The sequence below is a fragment of the Lactiplantibacillus herbarum genome (assembly GCF_001039045.1).
Taxonomy (GTDB): Bacteria; Bacillota; Bacilli; order Lactobacillales; family Lactobacillaceae; genus Lactiplantibacillus; species Lactiplantibacillus herbarum.
This window is the reverse complement of the sequence record NZ_LFEE01000007.1, coordinates 1-17,331: the sequence shown is the minus strand read 5'-3', so window position 1 is coordinate 17,331 and position 17,331 is coordinate 1. Positions and strand designations below refer to the sequence as shown.

Below are 17,331 nucleotides of genomic sequence, written 5' to 3'. Positions count from 1 at the left end.
TTTATGATTAGTTATACTAAGTTGGAACTTTCAGGGTTTAACTCAATAATTTCACCCGTATTTAAATAAACGATCCATTCACCGATATTAGTGACTAACGCACCAATCCGCATCAGATACGTTGCAACATTTAAATAATCAGTTGAACCAATTACCGTTTCGGGGTGCCGTTCCATCTTTGAAATACCCTTTTCGTTGATTCTGTCGTACATTTCACCGACTTTGGCATCCTTAGCTGCAACTCGACGTGCGGCCTGATCATCGCTCTTGACGTAAGCAGCCAACATGTCTTCGACCATCTTCCGCACACGGTTCCCCATCTCGGACAGGTCTGCTTCAATCTCAGGCACCCGAACGTTACCCTTAACCCGAATCGTCGCGTAAGCAATATTACGAGCATAGTCAGCCATTCGTTCTAGCTCAGAAACAGCTTTCAAAATAGTCACAATTTCCCGTAAATCAGACGTAACGGGTTGGTACAAAGCAATCATTTCAAAAGATTTTTGTTCTAGATCCACCTCACGATGGTTAATCTTCGAATCATTATCAATAATTTCTTGTGCCAGATTACGATCATGATCAATAAAGGCCTTTACAGCCTTCTCAATCGTCTCGCTAACCATCATTCCCATTTCTGTGAAATTAGCATCAATATCATTTAGTTCATCATCAAAAAGTCGTCGCATGGTTGTTTCCTCCTAACCAAATCGGCCTGAAATATAGTCGTTGGTTTCTTGTTTAACCGGATTCATGAAAATCTGTTTCGTATCGTTTGCTTCAATCAATTCACCATTCAAGAAAAACGCTGTTCGATCAGAAATTCGTGAAGCCTGCTGCATGTTATGCGTAACAGTTATGATAGTGTAATCGTGACGTAATTTCAATAGGGTCTCTTCAATTAGCCGACTAGAGATGGGATCCAACGCACTGGTTGCCTCATCTAGTAGAATAATATCTGGTTCTACTGCTAACACCCGAGCGATACAAACCCGTTGCTGTTGCCCACCTGATAATGAGAGTGCGTTAGCATGCAACCGGTCCTTCACTTCATCCCAAATGGCAGCCTGCTTGAGACTCTTTTCAACAGCGGCATCCAATTGTTCCTTATCACGTACACCCGCTAAACGTAAACCGTACACCACGTTTTCATAGATTGAGAACGGAAATGGGTTTGGTTGCTGAAAAACCATCCCGATTTCTTTACGTAATTGTACCGTATCCATGGTTGGGGCGTAAATGTTATGCCCATTAAAGTTAACTTCGCCAGTAATGGTTACGTTAGGAATTAAATCATTCATTCGATTTAGGCAACGTAAGAACGTCGACTTACCACAACCAGAAGGACCAATTAACGCCGTGATCCCTTTGTCTTCAAATTCCATGTTGATGCCCTTTAATGCTTCTTTTTTACCATAAAAAAGGGATAAATTTTCAGTCGTTAAAATCGTGCTCATTAGCGGTCCTCCTATCCGAAATTACCGGAAATATAATCATTGGTTAAATCAACTTGTGGATTCGTGAAAATATCGCCCGTTTCCGAATATTCTAGGACCTTACCTAGATTAAAGAACGCCGTATAGTCACTGATTCGTGACGCCTGTTGCATGTTATGCGTCACAATAATAATGGTATAGTTCTGTTTTAATTCCAACAATGTATCTTCAATCTGACTCGTTGACACTGGATCCAAGGCACTGGCTGGTTCATCCAATAGGAGAATATCCGGCTTAATCGCAATAGCGCGCGCAATGCATAACCGTTGCTGCTGCCCACCTGATAACGCCAACGCACTTTTATTAAGATCGTCTTTCACTTGATCCCACATTGCAGCTTGTCGCAATGATTGTTCAACAATTTCATCAAGCTCTTGCTTATTATTGACACCGCGTTGGCGCAATGCAAACGCAATATTCTCATAAATTGACTTGGCAAATGGGTTAGGTCGTTGAAAAACCATCCCAATATGACGCCGCATCTCATACACATCAATGTCATTACTATTAATATCCAAGCCACGATACATAATTTTACCTGTGACGTTGGCAATCCGGTCATTCATCCGATTCAAAGAACGTAAATAAGTTGATTTACCTGAACCAGATGGCCCAATTAGCGCCGTGATCTTATAACGTTCAAACTGTAAGTCACCTTCTGAAAGTGCCTCAGACTTGCCATAGTAGACATGCAAATCTTCGGTCGAAAGCGCGATTTCATGGTCTTTCGGATCAAACTTCATAATATTACGTTGATCGGTCATCATTGAATTATCTGCCATTGAAACGGCCTCCTTTATTCAGCGGTTAAATGTTTGTATAGACGTTTGCCAAGCCAGCGTGCTAAGAAGTTAAAGAGTAAGACCGCAATAATCAATACTGCGGAAGCACCAGCTGACACAGCCTTCGCATCGGGCATGATCCCCTCTGAGTTAATCTTCCAAATATGCACAGCCAGTGTTTCAGCTGGTCGTAACGGACTCAGCGGACTGCTAATATCAAACGGATTCCAGTTACCAAAATCAAGGGCGGGTGCACTTTGACCTGCTGTATAGATCAAAGCTGCGGCTTCCCCAAAAATCCGACCGGCACTCAAAACAACCCCAGTGATAATACTTGGTAACGCAGCGGGGACGACAATTTTAGTCACTGTTTCCCACCGTGATAGACCTAAAGCGTAACCGGCTTCTCGTTGATTGTCCGAGATATTAGCAAGCGCGTCTTCAATACTACGCGTCAAGATAGGCAGGTTAAAGACCGTCAATGCAAAGGCGCCTGATAAGATTGAAAATCCAAGTTTGAATTGGACAACAAAGAACAAATAACCAAACAACCCAACCACCACTGAAGGTAATGAACTAAGAATTTCAATCGTCGTTCTGATTAGTCCCGTTAAAGTGTTTTGTGGTGCATATTCATTTAAGTAAATCCCAGCACCTAACGAGATTGGTAATGATATCAAGAGTGCTAAGAATAATAAGTAGAAAGAATTGAATAATTGAATGCCAATTCCCCCACCCGCTTCAAAGGCCAACGCTGGCGACGTCAAGAAATGCCACGAAATATGCGGCACCCCTTGAATTAGGATATATCCTAACAGGGCAATTAAAATAATGACCACGAAGGCCGCCACGGCGTAAAGGACACCGGTAGCAATTTTATCAATGCGTTTAGCGTTCATGGCTTAATTTCCCCTTCCGTCCAATATAGCGAATAACCAAGTTGAAGAATAATGACATCAACAGTAAGATCATCGCCAATGACCACAGTGCGTTATTTTGCAACGAACCCATTACCGTATTCCCGATTCCCATCGTCAAAATACTAGTCAAGGTAGCTGCTGGCGACACTAAGTTATGTGGTAACAAGGTTGCGTTCCCAATTACCATTTGAACAGCCAATGCTTCCCCGAAGGCCCTCGCCATCCCAAATACGACGGCAGTCAACATACCAGGTACGGCTGCTCGTAAAACGACTTTATAAATCGTCTGCCAACGAGTGGCGCCCAGTGCCAATGAAGCTTCGCGATAGTAACGTGGCACAGCGTTTAACGCATCGGCTGTCATTGAAGTCACAGTAGGTAGGATCATGACAAACAGGACGAATGTCCCAGATAGAATCCCATAACCACTGCCACCAAACGTATTACGAACAAATGGCACTACGACTTGTAACCCAATAAACCCATACACGACCGATGGAATTCCGACTAGTAATTCCGTAACGGGCCGTAAGATTCGTGCCCCGCGGCGTGGCGAAATTTCCGTCATAAATACGGCCGTACCAATTGCAAACGGCGTTGCAATCAATGCGGATAAAATCGTAATTAAGAATGACCCAACAATCATTGGTAAAGCACCCACAGCTGGTTGACCATTCGTACCGGTTGTCCCCGGATTCCACTGGGTTCCACTGAAGAACTGCCAGACATTAATGTGATTTTGGAAAAAAGTTGCCAATCCCCGTGATGCCACAAAGTAAAAGATCAAAAAGACAATCCCGACGATTAAAGCTAGACATAGCAAACTAATCGCCTTACCGCGGCGTTCAATTTTACTAGCCACTGATTTTTTTAATAAACTCTCTCGAATTTTATCCATGCGCTCCTCCTTATTTCACGATTGAAATTTTACCGGTCGCATTCCGCTGTACTTGCATATCATGGACCGAAATATAACCTAACTGTTTGATCAATTTTTGTTGAACAGCGGTTGATAAAATATAATCAATAAATTGTTGGGTGAGCACACTCGGATGCTTGCCCGTATACAAATGTTCATAAGACCAGATATACCACTGATTTTTACGCACATTCATTTCTGTTGGTTTGACACCATCAACCGAAACGGTCTGTACTGACTTATCAAGGTATGAAAAGGCCACGTAACTGATTGCTCCTGGCGTGCTTGCCACGATTGAACGAGCTAGCCCAGATGAATCCTGTTCTTGTGAATCAGCACTCTTCTGTCCCTTAAGTGCGTAACTTTCAAAGGTTTTCCGTGTCCCAGAACCCTGAGCCCGGTTAATTAACGTGATTGGCAGATTCTTTCCGCCAACCTCACGCCAATTAGTCACCTTACCCGTAAAAATTTTAATTAATTGTTGTTGTGATAAATTAGTAACCCCGACTTGCTTATTAACAATTGGTGCGATACCAACAACTGCGACGCGATGATCGATCAGTTTGCTAGCATCAATACCACTCTGTTCTTCTGCAAAAATATCCGAATTACCAATAGCGACGGCACCAGATTGAATCTGACTTAGACCAGTACCTGACCCGCCACCCTGTACATTGATAAAAGTGCCGGTATGATTATTACTATATTGTTCACCGGCCGCTTCAACTAATGGCTGTAATGCAGTTGACCCAACAGCGGTGATTGACTCACTAGCGCTAGTCTGATCACGATGTGTGTAACCAAAACTAACTAGCCCAACGATAACGATCAGGCCCAGTAATTGGATGACCCGACTTTTCTTCATATAAAGATACCTCCTACCCATTGCTCATCTCTAATAATACTAAGTTTGTGTAAATGCTTTATATGGGTTTTGTAAAGATTGTGTAAACGTCCATTTATTTTTAACTTTGCCCCGTTTAACCGTCTAAAATCACCAATTAAATGGCGCTGATGACTATAACCTAGCGATATTACCAATAAAACTTAACCATGGAATACGGCTATAGGCAAAAAAACACACCTTCTCATTAAGTTAATTAACTTAATGAGAAGGTGTGTTTTAGGCTAACTTTGATTCCGCTAAGGGAAACGTTACCGTCATCGTGGTCCCAACTCCCCGTTGACTAGTAACGGTAATGTTGCCATGAAGTGCGCCAACTAATTCTTTCACAATCGCCAGTCCGAGCCCCGTACCGCTAACTAACTGCTGAGATCGCGATGGACTAGCTCGATAAAAGCGCTCGAAAATCCGCTGCTGATCATCAGCACTAATGCCGATACCCGTATCGGTCACAATTAACGACCAGTGTTGCTCACTGATCGTACTAGTGAGCGTTACTTTACCATTAGCCCGATTGTACTTAATCGCATTGGTTAACAAGTTTTTGATAACTTGACTTAACTTTTGCGGGTCACTGGTCACCGTCAAAGACGCTTCAACTTGATTATCAACCGTCAGTTGTTGACGTTCAACAGCCTGCTGAACCACAGCCAATTCTTGATCAATTAGGTCTCGCACGACCACGGTTTTAAGCGCCAATTTCGTTGTATTTTGCGCCCGAATTCGTGACAATGATAAGACATCTTGGATCAAGTCAATCAGTCGCTGACTCTCATCTGCAATAATGTGTAAAAATTGATCTAACGTCTCCGGATCATCCTTCGCACCCCCGAGCAAGGTCTCCGTAAACCCAGCAATTGCAGTAATTGGTGTTTTTAATTCATGACTCGCATTGCTGACAAAGTCATCCTGCATTTGTTCAATCATGTAAACTTCGGTAATATCATACAACATCAGCACAATCTGGTAATGCGCCCGGTTCCCTTGAATATAGACGGTCGATGCTTCAACTACTTGTGTATTCGGTGCGGGCGTTAACGTCACCGTTGCACGCTGATTAGATTGGGTCGCAATCGTATCCTCAATCAGTTTAGTCAACGCGTACAGTTGAATATCCTTCGTATAAATATGGGCAACCGTGTTGATTGACCCTTGTAAAAGTTCACTCATCGCTGGATTGGACAATTGCACTTGCCGACGGTGATCGATCACCATCACGCCCACGGGAAGGTAACGCATAATCATCATTAATTCTTTTTCTTGTAACTCAGCTCGCCGCGTCTGATGTTTTTGATAACTCTCTAACTGATTGACCGCTTGCGCTAAGCTATATAGCGGATCAGCCTGGGGCAACAGAATATGCGGTGGGAATTGTTGACTACTCATCTGTCGGAGTTTGGCCTCCATCCGATCAATCGTCTTCTGTCGTTCCGTCTGTTGGACCCATACGACGACACCTTCAACTACTGCCAGAACAAGTAGCGCTAACACTAGGCATCCAATCAATCCCGCTGACCACGTAATCGGCGAGAATCGTTGTAGCACAAAAAGTACGATCAACGTGATTAGCACGTTCTCTAACACGAGTAATCGTACGGTCTGTTGCCACCGGTTATGCATGGCTGTCACCCACAAATTCATAGCCAAATCCCCGCACCGTCCGAATCAGTTGGGGGTGCTTAGGATCTACTTCAATCTTTTCACGTAAATGCGAAATATGGATGTCGACGATTCGCGTTTCACTCGCATAATCATATCCCCAAACATGATTTAAAATCGCATCACGACTCAGTACCCGCCCATCGCGTTCAACGAAGTAAACGAGTAACTCGAATTCCTTCGGGGTCAAACTAATATTCTGACCATTACGGGTCACCCGGTACTTATTTTGATCGATTCGCAAATCACCGATTAACGTAATTGCTCGATTAGCCGGCGCTGGCGTAACTGGTGCTACCGATACAGCTTCATCAGGAGCCGTTCTTCTAATAACCGCCTTGATACGCGCCAAGACCTCACGTGGTGAAAATGGCTTGGTAATGTAGTCATCCGCACCCAATTCGAGACCAAAGACCTTATCGAACTCATCATTTTTGGCTGTAACAATAATGATTGGTGTTCGTACCTTTTCTTGGCGTAACCGCTTTGTTACTTCCATCCCATCTAATTTCGGCAACATCAAATCTAACAGAATACACGTGAAATCCTGTTCCGATGCCAGTGCAAGCGCAGCTTCCCCATCCGTTGCCGTAGCAACTTCATAGCCCGCTTGCTTTAAATTATAAGATAATAACGTTACGATGGCTGGCTCATCATCTACCACTAAGATCTTATCCATGGTCCTTAACCCTCCTGATCAGTGAATAACACAATTCCTAACTCATGTGGTGCACCATTATAGATGGCCGTTTCAGTAATAATTAGTTCCTGTTGCCGATTACGTACTTTCAAATGCACGTATGTCGGACTTTTTAGTAAGGCCGCATAAAACTGTGCTTCAGTATTGACTGGCTGACGATTACATTCTAAAATTACGTCGCCTAAATCAATATTCAATTTATCAGCCGGCGTGTTTGGCCGTAAGCCAATTACCCGAACGCCCTGCTCTGTATCCGCATATCTGAACTGTTGATGCCGATCATGATACCGATGTTGGGCAATAATAATCCAGGTTAGTACCACGACCACTACAACAAGTCCTAATAACCACTGAGGACTTAACACTGCAACCGAGCCACAACGGCTAAGACCACACTCACCAGTGCAACCCAACTCAACCGCGATGCTAATTGCCGCCATGCTAATTGTGGTAACTGCTTGTAGACTCGCGCACTGATACCAACTAACAATGGTAGCAACAGAATACTAAACGAACGTTCACCAACTGTAAAAACAGGCCACCAGCTCAACGTGGTGTGAATCCAATCGCCTGGAATTAAGACACCTACTGGCAATACCAGTAACTGTTGCCACTGATAACGAACTAATCTTTTACCCCGTTGATCCGGCTGTAGCTGGGGTGATTGTCCTTGGTGGTCATGCCATCGTAAGATAATAGCTGCCGTTGCAATGATGATTGCCAACAGAATTAACCCATTAACAATCAGGTTGCCACTCATGCTTGTCGTTACAACACCATGGCGTTGTAATAAACCACCAACCGACGTTAATTGTGGACTCATTAGCCAGTATACTAACCAGCTCAGGCCAAAAATCGTCACTGGAACTAAAGCACCCGGAATGATAACGAGGCTAATGATGGCCAGCGTTTCGTAAATCACAACCCAAATCGGTGAGACTACTAATCCTAAGCCAAGACTAATCACCGTCATTAAGACACCTAGTAAAAAACCATCCATTAAAAAGTGTCGTACTTCAACTAACTGCGCGTTGATGGCACTGTCAAAATGATGACGTTCATAGTTGACTCGCCGTTTAGCCACTATGTAATTGCGGAGCAACCCTACCCAAAGTAGTGGTTGCAATAAAAATAATTCAAAAATCTTCCATACCTGCATCTGCGTGACCCCTAACGTTAAACTATGAAATTAGTATAGCATTTTTACCACTTTAGACCAACGCCGATTACACCGACCTACTTTTACTATTGTCATCTTTATATCCCTATATTATAAGACTGATAATCAAAAAAATACTAAGCTGACCCATCGAATGGTAAGTCAGCTTAGTATTTACTTATCTAATTATTGTGGATTACGTTGTGCTAATCGCCACTGCAAGTAAGCATCAATAAATGGATCTAACGCCCCGTCCATCACTGCTTGCCCATCATGAGACTCGTAATTTGTTCGGTGGTCCTTAACCATCGTATACGGGTGGAAGACATACGACCGGATTTGAGAACCCCAGCCAATCTCCATCTGTTCACCCTGAATTGCAGCCCGTTCCTTGGCTTTCTTCTCTTCTTCGCGTTCATACAGTTTAGCTCGCAGCATATTCATTGCCGTTTGCCGGTTTTGCAACTGTGACCGTTGGGCTTGGCTTGCCACTACTATCCCGGTTGAAAGATGCGTAATCCGGACCGCAGATGACGTCTTGTTGACGTGTTGCCCACCAGCACCACTTGCCCGGTAAACGTCCACTTTTAGTTCATCTGGTCGAATGTCAATATCAACCGTATCATCTAGCTCTGGCATCACGTCAACACTTGCAAATGAAGTGTGACGTCGCCCAGCCGCATCAAATGGTGAGATTCGAACTAAGCGGTGCACCCCTTTCTCAGACCGTAAATAGCCATACGCATTATGACCACTGATTAGTAAGGTGACGCTCTTAATTCCAGCTTCATCACCAGCTTGGTAATCCACCGTTTCCACTTTAAAGCTGTGGGTGGCTGCCCAGCGTGTATACATCCGTAACAGCATGGCGCCCCAGTCCTGAGATTCAGTCCCACCAGCACCAGGATGAATTTCCACGATAGCATTATTGCGATCATAAGGACCATCCAAGAGTAAGTTCAAGCGGTACTGCTGTAAATCGTGTTGGGCTTGTTCAAAATCAGCTTCAAACTCAGTTTGCATCTCATCATCAGGTTCTTCGTTCAATAACTCATAACCCACAGCCAAGTCGCCAACTTCATCGACTAATTTTTGAAACTCATCGTACTTTCCCTTAAGGGCGTTATTCTCATCAATGACTACTTGTGCCGCCGCTTGATCATCCCAAAAACCAGGTTCGGCCATTCGGGCTTCATTTTCGCGAATGTTGTCATTCAGGGCATCTAAGTCAAAGTGACCCCCTAAAGTTGTCAACAGCACTTTGCATTTCTTCAATAAGGTGTTTATATTCGCCTAATTCCACAAAGAACCCTTCTTTCAACTTATTTATTATTAATTTAATCATTCAATAACTAGCTTAGCCCAATTCATTTTACTGGTTGCTTGATTTCAATGTCAGCCAGTACTGACTTAGAAGACTAGTTCAATTAATGTTTATCTCATTGTAATTGCAAAACGAGCCCAAGACCATGGTCTCAGACTCGCTCTGGTTAGTACAATGACTAACGTTGAATATTTTGGCGAATTTCGGACTTCATGAAGAGGCGGGTCGTATCATAATCAATATCTGCGACCATTTCTTCAAACATCTGATAACCGTCTCGTTGGTATTCAACTAATGGATTTAACTGACCATAACCCCGTAAACCGATCGATTGTCGTAATTGATCCATTGCATCGATGTGGTCCGTCCAATGTGAATCGACCACTCGTAAGATAACAACTTTTTCAAATTCCAACATCTGACCAGCATCGTAAAGTTGCTTAGCCTTAGCATCATAAATAGCAGCCACTTGATCCATCAAGTAAGTTTCAATCTCAGCTGTTGACTTACCCTTCAAGTCAGCCTCACTGATAGAATCTTCCTTGACCATTGCAGCGTGGGCAAAGTCCATAATGGCTTTCAGATCCCAATCCTTGGTATCGCCCTGCGTATGCAATTGAACCGTACGTTCAACCGTCCGCTTGATCATTGGCATGATAACTGGCTTCAAGGTCTTGTCTTCCATAATGACTTGTTGGCGTTCACCGTAAATCACTTCACGTTGTGCACGCATCACATCATCATATTGAAGAACGTTCTTCCGAGAATCGTAGTTATTCCCTTCAACCCGTTTTTGAGCAGATTCAACTTGGCGCGTAATCATCCGTGACTGGATCACCGCGTCATCTTCTGCAACGTTCATCCGTTGTAAGAAATTCTTGATTCGTTCTGAACCAAAACGCAGCATCAAGTCATCTTCAAGTGATAGGTAGAATTGTGACATACCAGGATCACCTTGACGACCCGCACGACCACGTAATTGGTTATCGATCCGTCGTGACTCATGACGTTCCGTCCCAATAACAGCTAAACCACCGGCTTCTTTGACACCAGGTCCCAGCTTAATATCGGTCCCACGACCAGCCATGTTGGTGGCAATCGTAACGGCACCACGTTGGCCGGCACTGGCAACAATGTCAGCTTCCTTCGCGTGGTTCTTGGCATTCAAGACCACGTGAGGGATTCCGACTTCATCCAAACGGTGTGACAGATATTCAGAAGTTTCAACGGCCACGGTACCAATTAACATTGGTTGACCTTTTTTGTGAAGTTCCTGAATTTCGTTAACAACGGCGTTAAATTTACTCTGTAAAGTTGGGTACAGCAAATCTGAACGGTCATCACGTTGCATTGGCCGGTTGGTTGGAATTGTAATAACTTCCATGTTATAGATTTCGCGGAATTCTTCTTGTTCCGTCTTAGCCGTCCCAGTCATCCCAGATAACTTCTTGTACATCCGGAATAAGTTTTGGTAAGTGATGTTAGCCATTGTCTTGGTTTCTTCTTGAATCTCGACGTGTTCCTTAGCTTCAATCGCTTGATGTAACCCGTCTGAGAAACGCCGGCCATCCATGATCCGACCAGTAAAGGAATCAACGATCAATGCTTGACCATCTGAAATCACGTAATCTTTATCTTTCAACATGATGTAGTTCGCACGTAAAGCTTCATCCAAATAGTGGTTTAAAGCCGTGTTGTCAGTATCGTAAAGATTTTCCAAGCCAAAGTATTTTTCAGCTTTACGAATCCCTTCGTCTAATAGCGCAACTGTCTTAGATTCAAGATCAACCTTATAGTCTTCCTCTTTGGTCAACGTCTTGGCAAAACGGTCAGCCCGCTTGTACATACCAGTGGTCCCGTCAGCTTGCCCTGAAATAATCAATGGCGTCCGAGCTTCATCAATTAAGATGGAGTCAACTTCATCAATAATTGCAAAGTTAAGTGGCCGTTGAACCATGTCTTCACGGTAGACAACCATGTTATCACGCAAGTAGTCAAACCCGATTTCACCGTTTGTTGAGTAGGTAATATCAGCGTTATAGGCTTCCCGTTTTTCTTCTGGTGATTTTTCTGCGCCGTTAATCCCGACACTCATCCCCATCCAGTTATACAGGTCACCCATTTCAGTTGCATCACGTGCTGATAAGTATTCATTAACCGTAACAACGTGAACACCCTGACCAGAAATCGCGTTCAAATAAACTGGCATGGTTGCCGTTAAGGTTTTCCCTTCACCAGTCTTCATTTCAGCGATGTCCCCTTGATGTAACACGAGTCCACCGAGAATTTGAACGTGGAATGGATATAAGCCTAATACTCGTTTGGCTCCTTCACGAACCGCGGCAAATGCTTCTGGTAGCAAATCATCGAGTGATTCGCCCTCCTTGTATCGTTCACGAAATTCTGGGGTTTTAGCTTGCAAGTCAGCATCGCTTAACTTGCCATATTCATCAGCATAAGCTTCAACTTTATTAGCAAGCTTATCGAGCCGTCGAATAGTGCGCTTGTCACTTTCAACCCAGCGTTTTAAAATGTTGGCCATTTACGTATCCTCTCCAAATAACTATTTCTTGATTTTAAGTTTAGATTGTTTTTTCAAAATAAAATACCATCTGTCATTTTACCATTTTTCACGGGTAATGAAAACCACAGGCCTCTATGTAACCGATACCTTCACCGGTTTATTTACTTATTTTCACAGCTAAAACTACGACCACAATTCGTCCATCTAATCCTGACTAGTGGTCATCAATCATAGCACTAGTTAAGATGACCAAAAAAGAACTGGTCAGATGACCAGTTCTTAATTAATTAACTTTTAAAATTAGCGATTGTCGTCGGTTTCAATCAAACCATAACGACCATCATTACGCCGATAGACGATGTTAATGGCGTCGGTTTCCGCGTCTTCGTAGATAAAGAAGTCATGGCCTAGCATGTCCATTTGCAGGATTGCTTCTTCATTATCCATTGGCTTTAACGCCACCCGTTTCGTGCGTACAACGTCTAACTTATCGTCCTGATCATTGTCAGCAGCGGCAACTGTTTCATCAGTCGCTGCAAAGTCAATCGCTTTATAACCCTTTTCACGGGATTTACGGTTAACCTTTGTTTTATACTTGCGAATTTGGCGTTCCAACTTATCGGTAACCAAATCAACGCTCGCATACATATCAGGAGAAGTTTCTTCTGCCCGGAGAACTAAATAGGGAAGTGGAATGGTGACTTCGACTTTAGCAGTCTTGTCTGGATGAATTTTTAAGTTGACATGGGCAGTTGAATCAACCTGATTGTCAAAGTACTTCTGTAATTTACCCACCCGTTTTTGAACATAGTCCCGAATTGCTTGGGTCACTTCGATATTTTCACCGCGAATATTAAAATCTAGCATAGATATTCTCTCCCTTCAGACACATTACTGTGTATCAAAATAACTAAAGGACCACTCTTTAATTACTTTGCTTGAATTCATTATAATAGAAAGCGCTATAATAAACAATCCAAACGCCGCTTTCTATTAAAATTATCGTGCAAGCGTTAGCCCCGTGACAGTCTTGGCACCGTTTTCCATCAGTAATGCGGCTGCATGTCGCATGGTTCGACCAGTCGTATAGATATCATCCACTAATAGTACTCGTTGGCCCGCTAATTCAACTGCGGTAGTGAGTTCAAAAGGCTGCGGAGTCTGTAACCGAGCTTGGCGGTCTTTCTTTGACTGTGGGACTGCTTTAGACTTAGCTTTGGTGAACAGCTCAGTTTGATTCATCCCTGCCGCTAACCAGCCCGTAACTTGATTGAAACCACGAGTCTGCATCGTCGTCGGTGTTACTGGGACACTCAGTACTCGGTCAATGTTTTGTTCCACTACCGCTTGCTGCATCGTTGCCGCAAAGACACGTCGTAACTGATAGTCACCTTGAAATTTATACTGTTGAAAATAGCGGTGCATGGCATCATTGTACGTGAATAGTGCGATATTATGAAACGTCCCATTATCTGGCCAACGCTGACAGTCTTGACACAGTCGCTTATGAGTCTGCGCTCGACCGCAGCCCATGCAGGCCGTAGCTCGATTAATTATTGTAAATTGGGACCAACATATTTGGCAGACAATTGGCCGCTGTACCGGTTGCCAGCTTAACACCCACGGCAATGTTAGCCGCTTACGAATGGGCCGTTGACAGAGGAGACAAAGTTGCACGTAACAGTCGCCGCCCTTTCCGATTAACTAACGCAATCTGACGCTGCGCTCGTTTGATATTGCGATCATGACTAGCACAGATAAACCAAACTAAGCCGGTGGAACGCTCCTTGCTGCGACCAACCCGCCCAGCAATCTGAACTAAGGCGGCCGTTGAAAAGATCTCATCATCAGCACCTAGGACAATCACGTCAATTCCAGGAAAAGTCACCCCCCGCTCCAAGATAGTTGTTGTCACCAGATACTGAATCTTTTGATCACGCATTTGTTGAACCTTTTCTAAGCGCTCCGCATCCGTGGAATGAACCGTTAAGCCAGCTAATTCAGGAAAATAATGTTGGATGGCAGCTTGCACTGGTGCTAGTTGTTTGACCCGTGGAACGAATAATAAAAAACGCTGGTGCTTGTCTAAATAAAACTGTAATTTCCACACTAAACAGCGTGGCAACTGACCACGCCGTAATAATTGCTGCCAATTAGGTTGCAATTTAACTTTAATCGTTGGTAATAAGTGCTGGTGAAATCGCAATGGCAAATAACTGATTCCAAGTTCACCTCGATGAACTTGCTTCTGCAAGGCCTGGCTCGGTGTTGCCGTTAAGTATAGGAGCGCCCCATCCGCTTTAACAGCATGCTTAACGGCATATGCTAATCGTGGATTGGCTGCAAACGGGAACGCATCGACTTCATCAATAATCAAAACATCAAACGCTTCACGAAACCGTAATAATTGATGAGTGGTACAAATAGTGTGCTGTCGGTACTGATAGGGTTCCGGATTACGACCATGTAGTACGGCAATTTTAGCGTCAGCAAACGCCGCCTGCAAACGCGGGGCTAGTTCCAAACAAACATCGACGCGTGGTGAGGCTAACGCAATCCGCCATCCCTGAGCTAGCGCCCACGTAATTCCTGGAAACAGCATTTCAGTTTTGCCCGCACCCGTAACGGCCCATAAGAGATGACGTTTACGGGCCTCAAAGTTTTCCCTTATGGTCAGTGCACATGCCTTTTGTTGCTCGGTTAATTGTCCTTGCCACGTACAAGCAGGTCGAGTTGGAAAATCATTCGGTTCTGGCATATGATAGAGATGAGTTAGTGTGCTGATGCGTCCTAGATTCAAACATTGGTAACAGTAAAATTGCTGTTGTGGTAATTGCGCTTTTTTTCGGTCTAATTGACTGCCACAGCGTAGACATTGTACCAGTTGCTTGGTTACTAGCATTGCTGGCAATTTGCAATTATCAGGTAACATCGCGGCTTCACTTGCAGTTAGTGGAACTTGTCGCCCGTATAATTCTCGTGGATCCATCGGCACACCTCCTAATAATTGTAATTACGACAAGTACGCCATATTTCATGAAAGGAAGTGACACCTTTGACAACTCCGTACTACACTATTCCAGACGATTTCGTGTGGGAACAAACCATCAAAAAATCACGCTTCATCACGCATCTCTTTCGAATCACCGATGAAGCCGATGCTCAAGCTAAGATTGCTGAAGTCCGTGCCGCTGATCCTAAGGCCAATCACCATTGCTTTGCCTACCTGCTAGGGGCTGATGATCATATTCAACGGATGAGTGATGACGGCGAACCTAGTGGCACTGCTGACTCACCAATCTTAGAAGTGCTTAAAAACAATCAACTACATGACGTCTTAGCGGTCGTGACTCGCTACTTCGGTGGGATTAAATTGGGCGCAGGTGGCTTGATTAGAGCATACAGTGGCACTCCTGCACAAGCGATTCAAAACGTGGGCAAAGTCCAGCGACTGCTACAGACACGCTTAGCCGTCACTATCGACTACCATAACGTTGATGCCCTGACTTACTATTTACAACAGAATCAGTTGCTTGTCCTTGATACGACTTATGATGTTCAAGTTACCATGATAGTCGCTGTTACTAAAACGCAAGTCACCACTATTCAAACCGCCATTATTAACCTGTTGAGTGGTCAGGCGGAATTCGCTGAGCAAGGCGAACAGTTCACTGAGATTCCCGTTACTAATGCAGATTAACGCGCAAAAAAGTGTCCGGAAAATCCCGAACACTTTTTTAGTCCTAATAATTTATTTTAAAGTTGTAATGGTCCCTGATTGTCCCCGGTCGACCTTCATGGAAGTCAATGGAATGTAACCCAATTTCTCCACTAAGCTGCCTTGAACGCTCTTCGAAGTCATGTAAGTTAAGAAGTTCTTCACTTCACCAGTTGGTTGGCCCTTAGTATACATGTGTTCGTAAGCCCAGATCTTCCACTTGTTATTAGCAACGTTTGCTTCCGTCGGCTTAACGTTATCGATCGACAATGCTTGTAAGTCGCTCTTAACGTATGAAAAGGCTAAGTAGCTAATGGCACCTGGCGTTGTGCTGACGATTTTTTGCACAGTCCCGTTAGAATCTTGTTCCTGGCTAGTGGCCACTTTAGCGTTACTTAAGCCCCATTTTTCAAATGTGGCCCGCGTCCCACTACCTTGCGCACGGTTAACGACGGTGATCTTTTCATCTTTACCACCAACGTCTTTCCAGTTCGTCACTTTACCTTCAAAAATCTTAACTAGTTGATCCTTTGTGATGTTAGACACGCCGGCATCCTTGTTGACCACTGGTGCCATCCCGACAACGGCAACTTTATGGTCAACTAAGCCCTTAGTGTCTAAACCTTTTTGTTCTTGCGCAAATAAATCGGAGTTACCAACGTTAACAGAGCCCTTCGCAACTTGACTCAAGCCAGCGCCGGAACCACCACCCGGTACGTTGATCGTGACGTTAGCATGTTCATTCTGATAGGCTTGACCAGCCTGTTCAACTAATGGCTGCAATGCGGTTGATCCAGTGGCAACAATCTTAGTTGTTTTCGAACTGCTACTACTAGTATTCTTAGTACTCGTTGCTGAGCTACTACCGCAACCTGCTAACAAAACGGTCATCGTTACGGCCAATGCTCCAAGTGTCACTACTTTTTTCATCTGCGAAACTCCCCTTTTTTGTTTAACTTGCAAAATTAAGCAACCACCGTCGCCAATCGTAATAGCAATTCTGGGTAGGAAATACTAGCGCTATGATTGAGCATCATCTTCGCTCGATTGTGCTCGCTGGTTGCATTGGAACAATTCCTATCTTACTGATTATTTGTAAATTACGAATAACGATTACGTAAATAGATTGTATTGTTTCCGTAAAGTTCTGTTGAATGAACGAAGCACGCAGAACTTTCGACCCTTAATATTTAGGACCAAAAGGTTGAAAGTCCCAAAACAACTTAAAC

The 17,331-nt window shown here is 43.9% G+C and carries 17 protein-coding genes; 1 reads left to right on the top strand and 16 read right to left on the bottom strand.

Annotation, left to right across the window (positions count from 1 at the left end; all coding sequences use genetic code 11):
* Nucleotides 1–11: 11 nt before the first annotated feature.
* The 15 genes from phoU to ACG95_RS02430 form a co-directional block, all read right to left on the bottom strand.
* Nucleotides 12–686 carry a phosphate signaling complex protein PhoU gene (gene phoU / locus ACG95_RS02495; RefSeq protein WP_047998988.1) on the bottom strand — a complete coding sequence of 225 codons (675 nt, stop codon included), beginning with the start codon at nt 684–686 and terminating at the stop codon, nt 12–14.
* Between the two features lie 12 nt (nt 687–698).
* On the bottom strand, nt 699–1,454 hold the full coding sequence (gene pstB, locus ACG95_RS02490) for a phosphate ABC transporter ATP-binding protein PstB (RefSeq protein WP_047998987.1): 756 nt from the start codon (nt 1,452–1,454) through the stop codon (nt 699–701).
* 11 nt (nt 1,455–1,465) lie between these two features.
* Nucleotides 1,466–2,275, bottom strand: coding sequence for a phosphate ABC transporter ATP-binding protein PstB (gene pstB, locus ACG95_RS02485; protein ID WP_047998986.1), 810 nt, complete (start codon nt 2,273–2,275; stop codon nt 1,466–1,468).
* A gap of 14 nt (nt 2,276–2,289) precedes the next feature.
* Nucleotides 2,290–3,174: a phosphate ABC transporter permease PstA gene (pstA, locus tag ACG95_RS02480; protein ID WP_047998985.1), complete on the bottom strand. Its 885-nt coding sequence runs from the start codon at nt 3,172–3,174 to the stop codon at nt 2,290–2,292.
* On the bottom strand, nt 3,164–4,093 hold the full coding sequence (pstC, locus tag ACG95_RS02475) for a phosphate ABC transporter permease subunit PstC (protein ID WP_047998984.1): 930 nt from the start codon (nt 4,091–4,093) through the stop codon (nt 3,164–3,166). Before pstC ends, pstA begins: the two co-directional genes overlap by 11 nt.
* 10 nt (nt 4,094–4,103) lie before the next feature.
* Nucleotides 4,104–4,979 carry a phosphate ABC transporter substrate-binding protein PstS family protein gene (locus tag ACG95_RS02470; RefSeq protein ID WP_047998983.1) on the bottom strand — a complete coding sequence of 292 codons (876 nt, stop codon included), beginning with the start codon at nt 4,977–4,979 and terminating at the stop codon, nt 4,104–4,106.
* Between the two features lie 258 nt (nt 4,980–5,237).
* Nucleotides 5,238–6,638, bottom strand: a complete 1,401-nt coding sequence (pnpS, locus tag ACG95_RS02465; protein ID WP_047998982.1) for a two-component system histidine kinase PnpS — start codon at nt 6,636–6,638, stop codon at nt 5,238–5,240.
* A complete protein-coding gene (locus ACG95_RS02460) occupies nt 6,631–7,356 on the bottom strand; it encodes a response regulator transcription factor (RefSeq protein WP_047998981.1) in 726 nt (241 codons plus the stop codon). Before ACG95_RS02460 ends, pnpS begins: the two co-directional genes overlap by 8 nt.
* A 5-nt stretch (nt 7,357–7,361) precedes the next feature.
* Nucleotides 7,362–7,706, bottom strand: coding sequence for a PDZ domain-containing protein (locus ACG95_RS14690; protein ID WP_237756431.1), 345 nt, complete (start codon nt 7,704–7,706; stop codon nt 7,362–7,364).
* Nucleotides 7,707–7,735: 29 nt separating this feature from the next.
* Nucleotides 7,736–8,536, bottom strand: a complete 801-nt coding sequence (locus ACG95_RS02455) for a hypothetical protein (RefSeq protein ID WP_237756430.1) — start codon at nt 8,534–8,536, stop codon at nt 7,736–7,738.
* A gap of 186 nt (nt 8,537–8,722) precedes the next feature.
* Nucleotides 8,723–9,839 (bottom strand): peptide chain release factor 2 gene (prfB, locus tag ACG95_RS02450; protein ID WP_173425500.1). Its coding sequence is split into 2 segments (ribosomal slippage): nt 8,723–9,766 and nt 9,768–9,839, totalling 1,116 coding nucleotides; the frame shifts between segments, so codons are not numbered across the junction.
* A 199-nt stretch (nt 9,840–10,038) separates the two neighbouring features.
* Nucleotides 10,039–12,402, bottom strand: a complete 2,364-nt coding sequence (gene secA, locus ACG95_RS02445; RefSeq protein WP_047998980.1) for a preprotein translocase subunit SecA — start codon at nt 12,400–12,402, stop codon at nt 10,039–10,041.
* Nucleotides 12,403–12,684: 282 nt separating this feature from the next.
* Complete coding sequence (hpf, locus tag ACG95_RS02440) at nt 12,685–13,251, bottom strand: ribosome hibernation-promoting factor, HPF/YfiA family (protein ID WP_047998979.1); 567 nt, start codon at nt 13,249–13,251, stop codon at nt 12,685–12,687.
* Nucleotides 13,252–13,383: 132 nt separating this feature from the next.
* Nucleotides 13,384–13,917 carry a ComF family protein gene (locus tag ACG95_RS02435; RefSeq protein WP_237756429.1) on the bottom strand — a complete coding sequence of 178 codons (534 nt, stop codon included), beginning with the start codon at nt 13,915–13,917 and terminating at the stop codon, nt 13,384–13,386.
* A 106-nt stretch (nt 13,918–14,023) separates the two neighbouring features.
* Complete coding sequence (locus tag ACG95_RS02430) at nt 14,024–15,373, bottom strand: ATP-dependent helicase ComFA (protein WP_047998978.1); 1,350 nt, start codon at nt 15,371–15,373, stop codon at nt 14,024–14,026.
* A gap of 66 nt (nt 15,374–15,439) precedes the next feature.
* Between ACG95_RS02430 and ACG95_RS02425 the strand changes: the two genes are divergently transcribed.
* Nucleotides 15,440–16,084, top strand: a complete 645-nt coding sequence (locus tag ACG95_RS02425; RefSeq protein ID WP_047998977.1) for a YigZ family protein — start codon at nt 15,440–15,442, stop codon at nt 16,082–16,084.
* A 51-nt stretch (nt 16,085–16,135) separates the two neighbouring features.
* Here the strand turns inward: ACG95_RS02425 and ACG95_RS02420 are convergent, their stop codons facing one another.
* The gene (locus ACG95_RS02420; RefSeq protein WP_047998976.1) at nt 16,136–17,032 is read right to left on the bottom strand and encodes a phosphate ABC transporter substrate-binding protein; all 897 of its coding nucleotides are present in this window, start codon (nt 17,030–17,032) and stop codon (nt 16,136–16,138) included.
* Nucleotides 17,033–17,331 lie beyond the last annotated feature (299 nt).

Bases quoted from the DNA above. Each gene is read 5' to 3' on its own strand.
- phoU (WP_047998988.1), bottom strand. From the start codon at position 686: ATGCGACGACTTTTTGATGATGAACTAAATGATATTGATGCTAATTTC.
- pstB (WP_047998987.1), bottom strand. From the start codon at position 1,454: ATGAGCACGATTTTAACGACTGAAAATTTATCCCTTTTTTATGGTAAA.
- pstB (WP_047998986.1), bottom strand. From the start codon at position 2,275: ATGGCAGATAATTCAATGATGACCGATCAACGTAATATTATGAAGTTT.
- pstA (WP_047998985.1), bottom strand. From the start codon at position 3,174: ATGAACGCTAAACGCATTGATAAAATTGCTACCGGTGTCCTTTACGCC.
- pstC (WP_047998984.1), bottom strand. From the start codon at position 4,093: ATGGATAAAATTCGAGAGAGTTTATTAAAAAAATCAGTGGCTAGTAAA.
- ACG95_RS02470 (WP_047998983.1), bottom strand. From the start codon at position 4,979: ATGAAGAAAAGTCGGGTCATCCAATTACTGGGCCTGATCGTTATCGTT.
- pnpS (WP_047998982.1), bottom strand. From the start codon at position 6,638: ATGCATAACCGGTGGCAACAGACCGTACGATTACTCGTGTTAGAGAAC.
- ACG95_RS02460 (WP_047998981.1), bottom strand. From the start codon at position 7,356: ATGGATAAGATCTTAGTGGTAGATGATGAGCCAGCCATCGTAACGTTA.
- ACG95_RS02455 (WP_237756430.1), bottom strand. From the start codon at position 8,536: ATGCAGGTATGGAAGATTTTTGAATTATTTTTATTGCAACCACTACTT.
- secA (WP_047998980.1), bottom strand. From the start codon at position 12,402: ATGGCCAACATTTTAAAACGCTGGGTTGAAAGTGACAAGCGCACTATT.
- hpf (WP_047998979.1), bottom strand. From the start codon at position 13,251: ATGCTAGATTTTAATATTCGCGGTGAAAATATCGAAGTGACCCAAGCA.
- ACG95_RS02435 (WP_237756429.1), bottom strand. From the start codon at position 13,917: ATGGGCTGCGGTCGAGCGCAGACTCATAAGCGACTGTGTCAAGACTGT.
- ACG95_RS02430 (WP_047998978.1), bottom strand. From the start codon at position 15,373: ATGGATCCACGAGAATTATACGGGCGACAAGTTCCACTAACTGCAAGT.
- ACG95_RS02420 (WP_047998976.1), bottom strand. From the start codon at position 17,032: ATGAAAAAAGTAGTGACACTTGGAGCATTGGCCGTAACGATGACCGTT.